This window comes from Solibacillus sp. GQ1, assembly GCF_059758555.1.
Genome location: NZ_JCAXEX010000004.1, coordinates 183,077 through 199,443, shown reverse-complemented (window position 1 = coordinate 199,443; position 16,367 = coordinate 183,077). Strand labels below are relative to the sequence as shown.

At 40.7% G+C, this 16,367-nt stretch carries 16 protein-coding genes and 1 riboswitch; of the genes, 15 read left to right on the top strand and 1 reads right to left on the bottom strand.

All coding sequences use genetic code 11. The features are described 5' to 3' along the window. Positions 1–23: 23 nt before the first annotated feature. On the bottom strand, positions 24–494 hold the full coding sequence (locus tag AC6CH1_RS16330; RefSeq protein ID WP_498318520.1) for a GNAT family N-acetyltransferase: 471 nt from the start codon (positions 492–494) through the stop codon (positions 24–26). 200 nt (positions 495–694) lie between these two features. Here AC6CH1_RS16330 and AC6CH1_RS16325 point away from each other — a divergent pair, with 200 nt between their 5' ends. The 15 genes from AC6CH1_RS16325 (at position 695) to purH (ending at position 16,047) form a co-directional block, all read left to right on the top strand. Next, the gene (locus AC6CH1_RS16325; RefSeq protein ID WP_251690825.1) at positions 695–1,393 is read left to right on the top strand and encodes a response regulator transcription factor; all 699 of its coding nucleotides are present in this window, start codon (positions 695–697) and stop codon (positions 1,391–1,393) included. Then, positions 1,390–2,838, top strand: a complete 1,449-nt coding sequence (locus tag AC6CH1_RS16320; protein ID WP_498318518.1) for a HAMP domain-containing sensor histidine kinase — start codon at positions 1,390–1,392, stop codon at positions 2,836–2,838. Before AC6CH1_RS16325 ends, AC6CH1_RS16320 begins: the two co-directional genes overlap by 4 nt. Position 2,839: 1 nt before the next feature. Continuing rightward, positions 2,840–3,877, top strand: coding sequence for a LolA family protein (locus tag AC6CH1_RS16315; protein ID WP_498318516.1), 1,038 nt, complete (start codon positions 2,840–2,842; stop codon positions 3,875–3,877). Positions 3,878–4,030: 153 nt separating this feature from the next. Next, positions 4,031–4,219 (top strand): NETI motif-containing protein, encoded by a 189-nt coding sequence (locus AC6CH1_RS16310; protein WP_251690822.1) that lies wholly within the window; start codon positions 4,031–4,033, stop codon positions 4,217–4,219. 97 nt (positions 4,220–4,316) lie between these two features. Then, positions 4,317–4,416, top strand: a riboswitch (purine riboswitch). A 167-nt stretch (positions 4,417–4,583) separates the two neighbouring features. Next, positions 4,584–5,072 (top strand): 5-(carboxyamino)imidazole ribonucleotide mutase, encoded by a 489-nt coding sequence (gene purE, locus AC6CH1_RS16305; protein WP_251690821.1) that lies wholly within the window; start codon positions 4,584–4,586, stop codon positions 5,070–5,072. Continuing rightward, on the top strand, positions 5,069–6,193 hold the full coding sequence (gene purK / locus AC6CH1_RS16300; RefSeq protein ID WP_251690820.1) for a 5-(carboxyamino)imidazole ribonucleotide synthase: 1,125 nt from the start codon (positions 5,069–5,071) through the stop codon (positions 6,191–6,193). Before purE ends, purK begins: the two co-directional genes overlap by 4 nt. A 13-nt stretch (positions 6,194–6,206) precedes the next feature. Next, the gene (gene purB, locus AC6CH1_RS16295) at positions 6,207–7,508 is read left to right on the top strand and encodes an adenylosuccinate lyase (RefSeq protein ID WP_251690819.1); all 1,302 of its coding nucleotides are present in this window, start codon (positions 6,207–6,209) and stop codon (positions 7,506–7,508) included. Between the two features lie 28 nt (positions 7,509–7,536). Continuing rightward, entirely contained in the window at positions 7,537–8,247 is a 711-nt protein-coding gene (gene purC, locus AC6CH1_RS16290) for a phosphoribosylaminoimidazolesuccinocarboxamide synthase (protein WP_251690818.1), read from the top strand. Positions 8,248–8,250: 3 nt separating this feature from the next. Beyond that, positions 8,251–8,496, top strand: coding sequence for a phosphoribosylformylglycinamidine synthase subunit PurS (gene purS, locus AC6CH1_RS16285; protein WP_350478741.1), 246 nt, complete (start codon positions 8,251–8,253; stop codon positions 8,494–8,496). Positions 8,497–8,500: 4 nt separating this feature from the next. Further along, the gene (purQ, locus tag AC6CH1_RS16280; RefSeq protein WP_251690816.1) at positions 8,501–9,184 is read left to right on the top strand and encodes a phosphoribosylformylglycinamidine synthase subunit PurQ; all 684 of its coding nucleotides are present in this window, start codon (positions 8,501–8,503) and stop codon (positions 9,182–9,184) included. After that, entirely contained in the window at positions 9,171–11,402 is a 2,232-nt protein-coding gene (purL, locus tag AC6CH1_RS16275) for a phosphoribosylformylglycinamidine synthase subunit PurL (protein ID WP_427713019.1), read from the top strand. Before purQ ends, purL begins: the two co-directional genes overlap by 14 nt. After that, a complete protein-coding gene (purF, locus tag AC6CH1_RS16270; RefSeq protein WP_251690814.1) occupies positions 11,378–12,796 on the top strand; it encodes an amidophosphoribosyltransferase in 1,419 nt (472 codons plus the stop codon). Before purL ends, purF begins: the two co-directional genes overlap by 25 nt. A gap of 24 nt (positions 12,797–12,820) precedes the next feature. Next, positions 12,821–13,876, top strand: coding sequence for a phosphoribosylformylglycinamidine cyclo-ligase (gene purM / locus AC6CH1_RS16265; RefSeq protein ID WP_251690813.1), 1,056 nt, complete (start codon positions 12,821–12,823; stop codon positions 13,874–13,876). Then, complete coding sequence (gene purN, locus AC6CH1_RS16260; protein WP_498318511.1) at positions 13,876–14,448, top strand: phosphoribosylglycinamide formyltransferase; 573 nt, start codon at positions 13,876–13,878, stop codon at positions 14,446–14,448. Before purM ends, purN begins: the two co-directional genes overlap by 1 nt. A gap of 63 nt (positions 14,449–14,511) precedes the next feature. Next, positions 14,512–16,047 (top strand): bifunctional phosphoribosylaminoimidazolecarboxamide formyltransferase/IMP cyclohydrolase, encoded by a 1,536-nt coding sequence (gene purH, locus AC6CH1_RS16255; RefSeq protein ID WP_498318509.1) that lies wholly within the window; start codon positions 14,512–14,514, stop codon positions 16,045–16,047. Positions 16,048–16,367: the final 320 nt, after the last annotated feature.

Below are 16,367 nucleotides of genomic sequence, written 5' to 3'. Positions count from 1 at the left end.
ATAAATAGATACATTATAATCGATTATATTCTGACCATGGTCATGAATTTTGTGACGTCATTGCTGAATTCATTTTCTTTAACAAAACCAAGCTTTTTATATAAATGAATGGCTCTTTCATTAAACGTTGCTACGGTTAATCTTAACGATTTACTTGGATAACTTTCTTCAATGAATTTCATAATATACGTACAAAACTCGAACCCCTTGCCTAGACCCACCAGATTGGGGTGCATCCCGACTCCCATATCAATTAAATCTTCCTTATAAACATCAAACTTATTTCCGCTAGGTACTCGAGCACTCTTCCCGGTACAAAAAAAACCAATTACCTCTTTATTTTTATTAATAATTACATAGTAGGATCCATCCAGTAATTCCTCCATAGCTTCCACTGTTTGTTCATTATTATAAAAGTCGTAAGGCTCTTCATAATTCCAGTCGAGAATTGCAGTGGCCATCTTGCTGTTCATCTTTTCAAAAAAAATTTCCATTTCTTTACGACACCTCTTTTAACAAATTATATAGTTGATATTAACATAAAAACCCATTTTAGAAAGGTCGTCTTTACTGTGAAAGGTAACTTTGGCTATCTTTAAACAGACAATACAAAGTAAGATAAAATATAAAGGATTTATAAAGTTACAATTATCGGAAAAATTACTTGTTATAGTGATTGTAGGAGGCGTACATGATGGCACAACAAATTCTTTTAGTGGAAGATGACCGCGAAATTGCGCGAATTATTAAAGACACATTAATAAAGGAAGGTTATGCAGTAACATGGGCAACGACAGGAATTGAAGGATTAGAAGATTTCTCTGCCGGAAACTATGATTTAATACTTGTTGATTGGATGATGCCTGAAATGGATGGGTTATCAATGATTGAACATATTCGAATGCAAAGTGATGTCCCAATTATTATGATCAGTGCAAAAAGCAATGAAACGGATAAAGTCACAGGATTACAAGATGCCGATGATTATTTGGCAAAGCCATTTTCTTTAGAAGAGTTAAAAGCGCGTGTTCGGTCTCAATTACGTCGATGGCAGCGATATAATAAAGTCTTTGCAGCAGAAGATATGTTTTCATATGTACATGGGTTAAAAATCGATTGGGTAAAAGAACGTGTTTATATCGAAGATGCTGAAATTAACTTGACGCAAAAAGAATTTGCGTTACTGAAAGTATTGGCACAAAATCCATTCGAGTTATTTACAAAGGAAGCGTTGTATACACTTGTTTGGCACCAAGTTGAGCTGGACCAGACACATACGGTAACGGTCCATATTAAAGCATTACGTGAGAAGCTGCATGATCCTGTAAAATCACCTAACTATATACAAACTGTATGGGGAAAGGGCTACCGCTTTATAGGTGAACAAGTATGAAGATTAAATCATGGCTTCTACTTACGTATTTGCTTGTCATGATATTGCCGTTACTTGCATTGTATGGTCTTTACGTAAAGATTAACGCATATTACCAAGATAAAAATGTTGATGAGTATTTTGAAAAGTGGGCATTAGTTACAGATTTAAAAGATCAATTGGATCATCCATCGCTTTACAATATTAATGCGAATTACAAGGAAATCGAGAAACTGACATCCGATCAGTTGATGATTACGCTGTACAGTCCGAATGGAAAGATTTATTATTCTTCAAATTTTATTAACACTTTCAGCAGCTTTGATTCGAAAAGAACGGTTTATAAAAATCTGTATGAATTTGAACAAAACTATAAGACATTTGTTTATAAAGAACCTGTTTATGAAGATGGAGAAATAAAGGGTATATACAAAATTGCGCTCGTTCGTTCAGAATGGCTGGAACAAGTAAATACCAAATCCCTATTTGTCATAATTAGTTTAATTGCAATAATGCTGCTCATATACGGGTCGGTTGTCTATTTGCTAAACAGACGCCTCAATAAGCCGGCAAAACGACTAATGGAGCAAATGCGTGCTTTCGCCAAGGATGAAGCAACAAATCCGCTACTTGTAACAAAGGATGAAATCGGGGAATTAACCGAGAGCTTTCAGCTAATGCAGCAGGAAATTACGGCGACTCGAAAAAAGCTTGCATCGGAGCAGCAACAAAAGGAATTTATGATTGCAAGTCTGTCTCATGACTTGAAAACGCCTCTAACATCAATTCAAGCATATGCAGAAAGCTTACGGTACGGGAACCATTCTGAAAAGGATCATCAGGAATATTTGCAGATCATTCAGTCCAAATCAGACTATATGAAGCAGTTGCTTGATGATTTAATGATGTTGACATTATTGCAATCCCCAACATATGAACTGGAACTTGTAAAAGTCGATGGTGAAGAGTTTTTTGATATGCTTTTAGGTGACTATGAACAGATTAGTAGAGAAAAAGGGTTTGAGGCAAAAACGAAAGTCAAAGTGGAAGGAAGTTATTTCGTAAATCCGAAGCAACTGATGCGCGTTGTCGATAATGTTGTCGCGAATGCATGGACGTATACAAATCCTGGAGGAACGATTTATGTATCCGCATTTGAAAAATCAAATATGCCTTCGTGGAGTATAGGGAAATTAGCAGAAAGCTTTACGGAAAAAGGTGTTTATATTGTCGTACAAAACAGCGGTGCAGCGATAACGGAACAGGAGTGTAAACAAATGTTTGAACCGCTGTATCAGATTGATGATTCCCGAAGCCATATAGGTGAGCGGGGGGCTGGTCTCGGTTTAAGTATTGCAAAGCAAATTATAGCTAAGCATGATGGAACAATTACAGCTAGAGCACAGCAAAATCAGTTAGCGATTGTCATATGGATACCATCAATTGAAGAAGAGAGGAATGGATAAAATGAAAAAATTGATTTATTCAGCAGCAGTAGTTTTAACGCTATCTTTGGCAGCATGCAGCAATGAAGAAAGTTATTCACCCCAGGAAATATTAGATCAGGCGATGCAGGAAACGTCTGAGCTTGATTCTTTTTATGGAGAATATAAAATGACAATGGATGACGGGACCGAAATACTTTCAAAGCAATGGGAGAAAAACGGAAAGACTCGTGTAGAGATGGTTGACTCCACAGGAGAGGAATCAATTGCTGTTAACGACGGTAAAACAATAACATCCTATTCGAAAACAATGAATGAAGCAATCATCTTTGAGCTCGGTCCAGACATGGAAAACTTAGTTCGACCAACGTTAAAAGAGCAGGCATTACGTACATTAGAACAAATAAAAAATTCCCATGATATTACGATTGGTGAAGAAGAAAAGATTGCCGGTCATGAAACGTACCATTTAATCGCAAAAGCTAAAAAGCAAAATACGCTTATTGGAGATATGGAAGTTTGGGTTGATAAAAAAACATGGATGACATTAAAGACAATATCTGTAAGTGGTGATATGAAAATAACTTCTGAATTCACAAAATTTGAACCGAACAGTAAAATTGATGATTCGATATTTATTCTGGACATTCCGGAAGATGCTAATGTAAAAATTGAGCCTTTTCAGCCAATCGAACAATTAACAGAGCAGGAAGCTGTCGAGAAGCTAGGCCCCTTTTTAATCTTCTCCGAATCACTTGGTTACACATTGGAAGGAATTGAAGATATGGGGATGGCGGAAACTGGAGAGATTGTGTTAACGTATTCTAAAAACGGTGAGCAGCAATTTTCTCTTTCAATCTTCAAGCCAATGGAGTCCATCGGTGAAGATGAAGAGATAATTGAAGTACGCGGACAAAAAGGATCTAAAATTGATTTGGAGACTTTCAAATTACTTCAATGGGATGAAGAGGGCTTACGCTATAATATAATTATTGAAAATCCTGACTTAACATTTGAGGATATACTGGAGTTAACAGAACAAATGGAGTATATAAAATAAATGAACTGGAGCAATCACTGGAAATTTGTGATTGCTCCGTTTTATTTTCCAGTTGTGACAAATCGTTCACAAAATTAAATCTTTCTATTAGAAAGTACTAAAAATATCGTGGTATAGTTAGAGCGATATTTTACATGTGGAAGGATGACCTTTTTGGCTAAAAAGCAAGTATGGTATGAAGTAGAAGAAAATGAAACAATCGAGCAATGCCTTGAAAGAATGAAGAAAGATGGCTATATGCCATTTGGACGAAGAGAAGAACCTGTATTTGAAGAGGTAAATGGCGAACCTGTTTACTTACGTCAAAAAATACAATTTAAAGGTATATTAATAGAAGATTAACGGCGATTTGATTAAAAACCGAACATTATCTTTTGCTTTAAAAATATCGTTCGCATTTTTACGTTGATTTTATTCGTAACCCTTGTTAAAATGTGAACAGGAAAAACATTTAATCCCTCATATATGCTAGAGAATATGGCTCTAGTGTCTCTACCCGGCACCGTAAATACCGGACTATGTGGGAAAGCAACTTCAGGTATGATGAATAAAGGATGTGGATTGCAATGCAATTATCTACATATACTTTTAATGCTCAGTCCTCAAGTAGATTGCTTTCTCATGCGTAGAGCGTAGAGAGCAGTTTATTTGAGGATTTTTACATTGATTTTTAACAAGTGAGAAGATGTTTAAAGGAGCGAAATTCATGAATCCGAAAATTGGCGTTATTATGGGAAGTTCAAGTGATTGGGAAACGATGAAGCATGCTTGTGACATTTTGGACGAGCTGCAAGTGCCTTATGAAAAGCAAGTCGTTTCAGCACATCGCACACCAGATTTAATGTTTGAATATGCGGAAGCTGCACGTGGACGCGGTATTCAAGTAATTATTGCAGGGGCTGGTGGAGCAGCTCATTTACCAGGTATGGTAGCAGCAAAAACGACATTACCTGTAATAGGGGTACCTGTACAGTCACGTGCGCTAAACGGACTCGATTCACTATTATCGATTGTCCAAATGCCAGGTGGTGTACCTGTCGCAACTGTAGCAATCGGCAAGGCAGGAGCAACAAATGCGGGCCTGCTTGCAACGCAAATTTTAGGAGCGTTTGATCAGGAGCTTGCTGCAAAGCTTGAGGCAAGACGTGAAGCGACAAAAGCTCAAGTTTTGGAAAGCACAGGTGACTTAACGTGACGAAAATGATTTACCCTGGACAAACAATCGGCATTATCGGCGGTGGTCAGCTTGGTCGTATGATGGCAGTTGCGGCAAAAGAAGCCGGCTATAAAATCGCAGTACTGGAGCCAACAATGGATTCGCCTTGTGGGCAAGTGGCAGACATACGAATTGTCGCAGCTTACGATGATGAAGCAGCATTGGAAGAGCTGGCGGAAGTAAGTGATGTCATAACATATGAGTTTGAGAACATCGATTACGATGGCTTAAAGCGTTTAACACAAATGGCCTATGTTCCTCAAGGTGCAGAGCTTGTGCGCATTACACAAAATCGTGTAACAGAAAAGCAGATGATTGTTGATGCAGGCTGTCCGGTTGCGCCATATATTGTCGCTTCTACATATGAACAGCTTCAAGAGGACATCGGAAAAATCGGCTTCCCATGTATCGTAAAAACAGCACGGGGCGGTTATGACGGGAAAGGCCAGCAGTTATTGAAATCTGCTGAGGACTTACCGTTAGCAAAAGAATTATTTGCATATTCACAGTGTATTGCAGAGGGCTTTGTTCCATTTACAAAAGAGATTTCAGTCATCGTTCAACGCAATGGAGACGGTGAAACTTACTGCTTGCCTGTCGGAGAAAACATTCATATAAATCATATTTTACATGAAACGATTGTGCCGGCACGTATCGAACAGTCTACAGCACAATTAGCTGAGGAAGCTGCTCTAAAAATTGCGGATTCACTACAACTGATTGGTACATTGGCAGTTGAAATGTTCGTCCTTGAAGATGGCAGTATCGTAATTAACGAATGCGCACCACGTCCGCATAACTCAGGCCATTATTCGATTGAGGCATGCAATATTTCACAGTTTACTCAGCATATTCGTGCAGTATGCGGGTGGCCGCTACGTAAACCAAAACTGTGGGCGCCATCGATTATGGTGAATGTACTTGGTCAGCATGTCGTTCCATTAACAAATTCAATTTCGAAGTTTCCTGACTGGTCAGTACATTTGTACGGGAAATCAGAAGCAAAGGTAAATCGAAAAATGGGTCATGTCACAATCATGACAGATGATATAAATACAGCATTACAACAAATTAAAGACTCTGGTATCTGGCCGGAGTAAAAGGAGAAGATTTATGATAGAACGCTATACACGTCCTGAAATGGGTGCAATTTGGACTGAAGAAAATAAATTTAAAGCATGGCTTGAAGTAGAGATTTTAGCTTGTGAAGCCTGGGCTGAAATTGGTGAAATTCCAAAAGAGGATGTAGCAAAATTACGTGCAAATGCATCATTTGATATCAATCGTATTTATGAAATTGAGCAGGAAACACGTCATGATGTAGTAGCATTTACACGAGCTGTTTCGGAAACACCTGCACTTGGTGATGAAAAGAAATGGGTACACTACGGTTTAACTTCAACGGACGTTGTAGATACAGCACTATCATATTTAATCAAACAGGCGAATGAAATTTTACGGAAAGATTTACATCAATTCATCGCTATTCTGACTGAAAAAGCGAAAGAGCATAAATTTACAGTAATGATGGGACGTACGCACGGTGTGCATGCAGAACCGACAACATTTGGTTTAAAGCTGGCATTATGGCTTGAAGAAATGCGCCGTAACTTAGTACGTTTTGAAGAAGCCGCAAAAGTAATTGAAACAGGTAAAATGAGCGGTGCTGTCGGAACATATGCCAATATTAACCCGCGTGTGGAAAGCTATGTATGTGAACATCTTGGATTAGCAGCTGCACCAATTTCTACACAGACATTACAGCGTGACCGTCATGCACAATACTTTTCTACATTGGCATTAATCGCTACATCTATTGAAAAGTTTGCGACAGAAATCCGCGGACTGCAAAAATCTGAAACACGTGAAGTGGAAGAAGGGTTTGCGAAAGGGCAAAAAGGTTCTTCTGCTATGCCGCATAAGCGAAACCCAATCGGCTCTGAAAATATGACAGGTATGGCACGATTGATGCGCGGTTACATGCTGACAGCTTATGAGAATGTAGCTTTATGGCATGAACGTGATATTTCCCATTCTTCAGCTGAACGTGTCATTATTCCGGATGCCACAATTACATTAAATTATATGTTAAATCGTTTCGGTAATATTTTGAAAAACTTAACTGTATTCCCTGACAATATGAAACGCAATATGGAGCGTACATTTGGTCTGATCTACTCACAGCGTATTTTACTTGCGTTAATCGACAAAGGATTATCACGTGAGGAGGCGTACGATACGGTTCAGCCATTAACAGCGCGAGCTTGGGATGAGCAAACACAGTTCCGTCCGCTTGTGGAAGCGAGTGAAGAAATCACAGCGCATCTATCACCGGAAGAAATTGCAGACTGCTTTGACTACAACTACCATATTCAGAATGTTGATTTGATTTTCGAACGTTTAGGTCTTAACTAACTAATCAATTAATCAGGAGGAATACGTCATGAATAAAGGCCAGCTTTTATATGAAGGGAAAGCAAAACGATTATATACAACAGAAGATACTGAAATACTTTTTGTTGAATACAAAGATAGTGCGACAGCATTTAATGGTGAGAAAAAAGCCGAGATTGCTGGAAAGGGAAATTTAAACAACCAAATTACGACGTTACTTTTCGAAAAGTTACAAGCAAACGGAATTGAGTCACATTTCGTAAAAAGGCTTTCAGCGAACGAACAGCTTGTACGTAAAGTCGAAATTATTCCAATCGAAGTTGTTACACGCAATATTGCTGCAGGCAGCCTGGCAAAACGTCTAGGCTTGGATGAGGGTACTCCACTAAAGCGTCCGATCGTCGAATTTTACTATAAAGATGATGCATTAGGTGATCCGCTGATTACAACAGAGCATATTGATGTGCTGAATATCGCAACACCAATGGAAGTAGAACAGCTGTATAATGCGGCACTGCATGTGAATGAAGTGCTGCTACCGATTTTTACTGCTGTTGGTGTAACGCTAGTCGACTTCAAACTGGAATTTGGTCGTGATAAAGGCGGCAATATTTTACTTGCCGATGAAATTTCTCCTGACACTTGTCGTTTATGGGACTCTAGTACAAAGCAAAAGCTTGATAAAGACGTATTCCGCCGTGATTTAGGCAATCTAACGGAAGTATATGAGATTATATTACAAAAACTTGGAGGCAACTAACTCATGAAGAAAGTTAAAATATATGTAACATTAAAAGAAAGCATCCTGGATCCACAAGGTTCTGCAGTTCAAGGCTCATTGCAAAAAATCGGCTATGGTGAAGTTTCTGACGTACGTATCGGCAAGTATTTGGAAGTTACAATCGAAGATACTGACCGTGATATCAACACAATCGTGAAAGAAATGTGCGAAAAAGTATTAACGAACACGGTGATTGAAAAGTACCGTTACGAAGTTGAGGAGGCATAATACGATGAAATTTGCAGTACTCGTTTTCCCGGGGTCTAACTGTGATATCGACATGTTTCATGCGATTAAGGACGAGTTAGGTGAAGAAGTAGAATATGTTTGGCATACAGCTACAAGTCTAGACGGATTTGACGGGGCATTAGTGCCTGGCGGTTTCTCATATGGAGATTATTTACGTTGTGGCGCAATGGCAAACCAATCAAACATTATGTCGGCTCTAAAAGAGTTTGCAGCACAAGGCAAACCAGTGTTAGGTGTTTGTAATGGATTCCAAATTTTAACGGAAGCAGAGCTGTTACCAGGAGCTCTTATCCGCAATAAAAACCTGAAATTCATGTGTCGTACAGTACAGCTGAAAGTTGAAAACAACAACACATTATTTACAAACGGATATGAAGAGGGAGAAGTAATCAATATTCCGATCGCGCACGGTGAAGGTAACTACTACTGTGATGACGAAACATTAGCCTCTTTACAAGCCAATAACCAGATTGTCTTTACATATGAGGGTGAAAATCCGAACGGTTCTTTAGCGGATATCGCAGGAATTATCAATAAAGAAGGCAATGTACTCGGCATGATGCCACATCCAGAGCGTGCTGCAAATGAAATCGTTGGTGGCGCAGACGGTCTTAAACTATTTAAATCAATTGTGAAGCAGTGGAGGGAACAGCATGTTAACAACTAATTTCGAACCAACACCAGAGCAAATTAAGGAAAAACGTCTCTATGCAGACATGGGGATGTCAGATGCGGAATTTGACTTGGCAATTGAAAAGTTAGGTCGTATTCCAAACTGGACAGAAACAGGTCTTTTCTCGGTGATGTGGTCTGAGCACTGCTCTTATAAAAAATCGAAGCCGGTACTTCGCAAGTTCCCGACAAAAGGTCCTCAAGTACTGCAAGGTCCTGGTGAAGGTGCCGGTATTGTTGACATCGGTGATGAGCAGGCGGTCGTTTTCAAAATGGAATCACATAACCATCCATCTGCGATTGAACCATACCAAGGTGCTGCAACAGGTGTAGGCGGAATTATCCGTGATGTTTTCTCAATGGGTGCACGTCCAATTGCTATGCTGAACTCCTTACGTTTTGGTGAGTTGAAATCAGCGCGCGGTAAATATCTATTTGAAGAAGTTGTTGCTGGTATTGCAGGTTACGGAAACTGTATCGGTATTCCGACAGTAGGCGGCGAAATTGGTTTTGATCCGTGTTACGAAGGAAATCCGCTTGTAAATGCAATGTGTGTCGGATTAATCGATCATAAGGATATCCAAAAAGGTATTGCTGCAGGAGTAGGAAATACTGTAATGTACGTTGGTGCAAAAACAGGTCGTGACGGTATTCACGGTGCAACATTCTCTTCTGAAGAATTGACAGAAGATACTGAAGAAAGTCGTTCGGCAGTACAAGTTGGGGATCCGTTCATGGAAAAATTACTTCTTGAAGCTTGTCTGGAAGTTGTAAAATCAGATGCATTAGTTGGTATTCAAGATATGGGTGCTGCAGGTCTTACTTCATCTTCAGCAGAAATGGCCTCTAAAGCTGGTACTGGTGTAGAGATGAACTTGGACTTAGTTCCTCAACGTGAAACAAACATGTCAGCGTATGAAATGATGTTATCAGAGTCTCAAGAGCGCATGCTGATCGTTGTAAAAGCAGGTCGTGAAGATGAAATTAAAGCGATTTTCGATAAATATGATCTTGATGCGGTAGCAGTAGGAAGAGTGACAGAAGACAAAATGCTTCGTTTACTGCACAAAGGTGAAGTGGTAGCAGAGGTGCCTGCAGACGCGCTTGCTGAAGACGCACCGGTTTACAATATGCCGGATGCTGAACCAGCTTACTTTGCAGCATATCAGGCAATGGAAAATACAGAACCAAACGTAACAGATTATAAAGAAACGTTAACAGCACTTTTAAAAGCGCCGACAATCGCTTCAAAAGAATGGGTTTATGATCAATATGACTACCAAGTACGTACAAATACGGTGGTAGCACCAGGTTCGGATGCTGCAGTATTACGTGTACGCGGTACAAATAAAGGGTTGGCGATGACGACAGACTGTAATGCTCGCTATATCTACCTAGACCCTACAACAGGCGGAAAAATTGCTGTTGCTGAAGCAGCGCGTAACATCGTATGTTCAGGCGGACAACCACTTGCGATTACAGACTGCCTAAACTTCGGTAATCCGGAAAAGCCTGAAATCTTCTGGCAAATCCAAAAATCGGCTGACGGTATTGCAGAGGCTTGTTTAGCATTAGATGCACCAGTTATTGGCGGTAACGTATCAATGTACAACGAGCGTTCAGGCGAAGCGGTTTACCCAACACCAACAATCGGTATGGTTGGATTAGTAAAAGATTTAGCGCATGTTACAACACAGGAAGTTAAAGCTGCCGGTGATGTTGTGTACGTAGTCGGTGACACAAAAACAGAATTCGGTGGTTCTGAATTACAAAAGTTAGTGGAAGGCGGCATTTCTGGCAAAGCACCTTCAATCGACTTAACAGTAGAAGCGGCACGTCAACAATCTATTTTGGAAGCAATTCAAGCGGGACTTGTTCAGTCAGCGCATGATGTTTCTGAAGGCGGAGTTGCGGTTGCATTAGCGGAGAAAACTTTCGCTGCAAAAGGTTTAGGTTTGGACGTAGCATTAACAGGTTCTGCAACAACGGCTCTGTTCGCTGAATCACAATCACGCTTTGTATTAACAGTGAAAGCTGAACATGCAGAAGGTTTTGAAACAATCGTAAAAGACGCACAAAAAATCGGTACAGTAACAGACGACGCGAATATTAAAATTAGCGGCGAAACTGGTGTACTTGTTGAAGGTACTGTGGAGGAATTCCGTTCTGCCTGGAAAGGAGCAATTCCATGCTTGCTGAAATCAGAGGCTTAAATGAGGAATGTGGTGTATTTGGCATTTGGGGTAACCAGGATGCGGCCCACTTAAGTTATTACGGTTTACACGCATTACAGCATCGTGGACAGGAAGGAGCTGGTATCGTCACAACCGACGGTAATCAGCTTCAGGCTGTACGTGGTGAAGGTCTCGTAAATGACGTGTTCAATGAAAATAAATTACGTAAAGTAGTAGGGCACGCAGCAATTGCGCATGTACGATACGCAACAGCAGGCGGCAAAGGACTGGAAAATGTCCAGCCATTGTTATTCCGTTCTTCAACTGGCTCACTGGCAATTGCCCATAATGGGAACTTAGTGAATGCCACACATTTAAAACAGTTTTTAGAGCGCTCTGGCAGTATTTTCAACTCGACTTCCGATACAGAGGTTGTTGTACATCTCATTAAAAAATCAAAACACTCACCATTTCGTTCAAAAGTGAAAGAAGCATTGTCGTTATTAAAAGGCGCATTCTCTATTATTTTATTAACGAATGACCAAATGATTGTGGCTCGGGACCGAAATGGTTTACGACCGCTTTCACTTGGAAAGCTGGGTGATTCATATGTAGTTGCTTCTGAAACATGTGCATTTGATTTAATCGGTGCGGAATACGTACGTGAAGTGGAACCTGGCGAGTTATTGATCATTTCAAATAATGGTCTTGAGGTCGACAGCTATGTTGAAAAGGACAAGCGAACAATGTGTGCGATGGAATATGTATATCTTGCACGTCCTGATTCAAATATTGATGAAGTAAATATCCATATGGCCCGTAAACGCATGGGGAAAGAACTCGCAAAAGAATGTTCCCATATTGAAGCGGACGTCGTTACAGGAGTTCCTGATTCGTCCATTTCTGCAGCAATCGGATTTTCTGAAGCGAGCGGTATTCCATACGAGCTTGGTTTAATTAAAAACCGCTATGTTGGACGTACTTTTATCCAGCCGACACAGGAGCTTCGCGAACGTGGTGTTAAAATGAAACTATCACCGGTAGTTCAAGTTGTTAAAGGAAAACGTGTTGTAATGGTAGATGATTCAATTGTACGCGGTACAACATCGAGACGCATTGTACGCATGCTGAAAGAAGCAGGGGCGGCAGAAGTACATGTTGTGATTTCTTCCCCTCCAATGACGGATCCTTGTTATTACGGAATCGATACGTCGACACATGAAGAGCTGATTGCATCAAGCCATAGTGTGGAAGATATACGAGTAGCAATTGAAGCAGACACACTAACATTTTTATCGCTGGAAGGTATGGTCCGTGCAACGAACCGCCCGTTTGAAGATGAAAATGGCGGACTTTGCGTCGCATGCTTTACTGGTAAATACCCGACAGAGATTTTCCCGGACACAGTTTTACCACATGAAAAAGACTGTTAGAAATTAAGGAGGAGCAAGTACATTATGTCAAAAGCATATGAACAGGCAGGCGTAAATATTGAGGCAGGTTATGAAGCAGTAAAACGTATGAAATCACATGTCGAGCGTACGAACCGTTTAGGTGTGATGGGAACGTTTGGCGGCTTTGGAGGCATGTTTGATTTGTCTGCACTGAACTTAAAGGAACCAGTTCTTATTTCAGGTACGGACGGTGTTGGGACGAAACTGAAGCTTGCATTTATGGTTGATAAACACGATACAATCGGCGTGGACTGTGTTGCGATGTGTGTAAATGATATCGTTGCACAAGGTGCTGAACCGCTTTACTTCCTTGACTATGTAGCAGTAGGAAAGGCCGAGCCGGCAAAAATAGAACAAATCGTTAAAGGTGTTGCAGACGGCTGTGTGCAGTCAGGAGCAGCATTAATCGGCGGAGAAACAGCTGAAATGCCGGGTCTTTACGAAGAGGAAGAGTACGACTTAGCTGGTTTTGCTGTAGGTGCTTGTGAAAAAACGGACATCATTACAGGCGAGAAAATAGAGGAAGGCGATGTTCTAATCGGCCTTGCTTCAAGCGGTGTACATTCAAACGGCTATTCATTAGTGCGTAAAGTTGTGTTCGCGGACAATGAAATCGCAGTTGACGCAGTAGTAGAAGGCTATGAAGACCTTGGTCCTATCGGCGAAGCGCTTCTCGTTCCTACAAAGCTTTATGCAAAGCCAGTTTTAGCAGCACTTAAAGCAGCAGATGTACATGGTTGTGCACACGTTACTGGCGGGGGCTTCTATGAAAACTTGCCACGTATGATGCCACAAGGTTTGGCAACAGAAATCGATTTAGGATCTTGGCCAGTGCTGCGCATCTTTGAGTTTTTAAAAGAAAAAGGTGCATTGGCGGACAAAGATTTATATAACGTATTCAACATGGGAATCGGCTTTGTTATTGCGGTTCCAGCGAGTGAAGCTGATAAAGTGATTGCTGCAGTAGAAGCTGAAGGTGAAAAAGCTTACACAATCGGTCGCGTTGTGAACGGTGAAGGAGTTATTTTCAACGGCGAACATGACGGGAGCTTAGTGTAATGGGTACGAAAATTGCCGTATTCGCTTCTGGAAGCGGTAGTAACTTTCAGGCAATTCAAGAAGCGATTAGTCGCGGTGAGCTTAACGCGACGATCGAGCTTGTCATTACGGATAAGCCGGGTGCTTATGTTGTGACACGTGCACAAAATTTCGGTATACCTGCTATGGAGCTTGCACCGAAAACCTTTGCCGACAAGGTAGCTTATGAAACCAAACTTGTTGAACTGTTAAAAGAACGAGAGATTGAATGGATCATCTTAGCAGGTTATATGCGCCTTGTTGGGGAAACGCTATTATCGGCTTACGAGCATCGGATTATCAATATTCATCCGTCGCTGCTGCCATCATTTCCCGGAAAAGACGCCATTGGTCAGGCGATGAATCACGGCGTAAAAGTTACGGGTGTAACGGTCCACTATGTAGATGCGGGAATGGATACAGGAAAGATTATCTCGCAGGGAGCAGTTGATGTTGTAGATGGTAACCGTGAAGCGACTGAAGAGCGTATACATAAATTAGAACATGCGCTATACACGAAGACATTACAGCAATTATTTAAAGTAAATAAGTAAATTCGCATGAGCCGCTCCTGTGAGGGCATTGCTCACCGAAAAAATGAATTGGAGGACCTAATCGTGACGAAACGTGCACTTATTAGTGTTTCAGATAAAAATGGTATTTTAGAATTTGCAAAAGAATTAGTAGCTCTTGGCTATGAAGTACTTTCTACTGGAGGAACAAAAAGTTTATTACAACAAAACAATGTTCCGGTAACTGCAGTAGATGAAGTAACAAACTTCCCGGAAATTTTGGATGGCCGTGTAAAAACATTAAACCCGATGATCCATGGCGGTCTATTAGGTAAGTTTGATGAGCCAAGCCATGTTGCGCAAATGAACGAACATGGCATCCGCCCAATCGAAATTGTATGTGTCAACTTATATCCGTTTGTCGAAACGATTTCAAAACCGGATGTATCTTGGGATGATGCAATTGAAAACATCGATATCGGCGGTCCGACAATGCTACGTTCGGCAGCAAAAAACCATGATTATGTAACGGTAATTGTTGATGCAAATGACTATTCTGCCGTATTGGAAGAGTTAAAGGCAGATGGAAAAACGACATTAACAACACGTCGTCGTTTAGCAGCAAAAGTATTCCGTCACACGGCTGCATATGATTCGTATATTTCCAATCATTTATCAAATGCAATTGGCGAAGAGTTCCCGGAAAACATGACGTTAACATATGAACTGAAGCAAACATTACGCTATGGTGAAAACCCTCACCAAAAAGCGGCGTTCTATGCAAAACGTTTAGGTTCAGATTTCTCGATTGCCTACGCAACACAATTACACGGCAAAGAATTATCGTACAACAATATTCAGGATGCAAATGCAGCATTGCAAATCGTAAAAGAATTTGAACTACCTGCAGCGGTTGCCGTGAAACATATGAACCCATGTGGTGTCGGAACTGGTGAAACAATCGAAGAAGCATTCAGTAAAGCATATGAAGCAGATTCAACATCGATCTTCGGTGGCATCATTGCATTAAATAAAGAAGTGGACAAAGCAACTGCAGAAAAGTTATCGGGTATTTTCCTTGAAATCATTATTGCGCCAAGCTTTACTGCAGAAGCATTAGAGATTTTAACACAAAAGAAAAATATCCGTCTGTTAACTATCGATTTCGCACAGGAAAAGCAGGATCAATTCAATGTTGTTGCTGTTGAAGGTGGTTTACTTGTACAGGAGCCGGACCGTTTCGGATTTAAAGATGCAAACATTCAAGTTGTGACAGACCGTAAACCGACTGAAGAAGAGTGGGAAGCGTTAAAACTAGGCTGGGCAGTTGTGAAGCATGTAAAATCAAATGCCATTGTTGTAACGGATAAACAAATGACATTAGGTGTTGGCGCTGGTCAAATGAACCGTGTAGGCGCAGCAAAAATTGCCTTTGAACAAGCAGGAGATAAAGCACAGGGCGCGACATTGGCTTCGGATGCATTCTTCCCAATGGGCGACACAGTGGAAGCAGCGGCAAAAGCCGGTATTAAAGCAATCATTCAACCAGGCGGCTCAATTAAAGACCAGGAATCAATCGATGCAGCGAACAAATACGGTATTGCAATGGTGTTTACAGGGGTTCGTCACTTTAAACATTAATTAATAAGTTAGCAGTAGAGAAATTATTAAATTTACGTTATAATAGAATAAAGTTTCGCTAATGTTCTGGCCGGATGTTAGCAGAAGCGTTTGCAAATGATTTATTTATTCTTCTTTCTGGCCGGGAGAGGGATAAATAAGACGATTGGGCGATTCTTGGCCGGGTCCCCATCGTAACCAAATTTTATTAACAACTGTATCGACTTTGGCCGGGAGATACGCTGTTAATAATAAAATAATCATTGATTGTAAGATGCACAGCACTACTTTTGGTCGGGTAGCGCAGTGTAAACGACCATTAATGAAAAACGCTCGCCTAA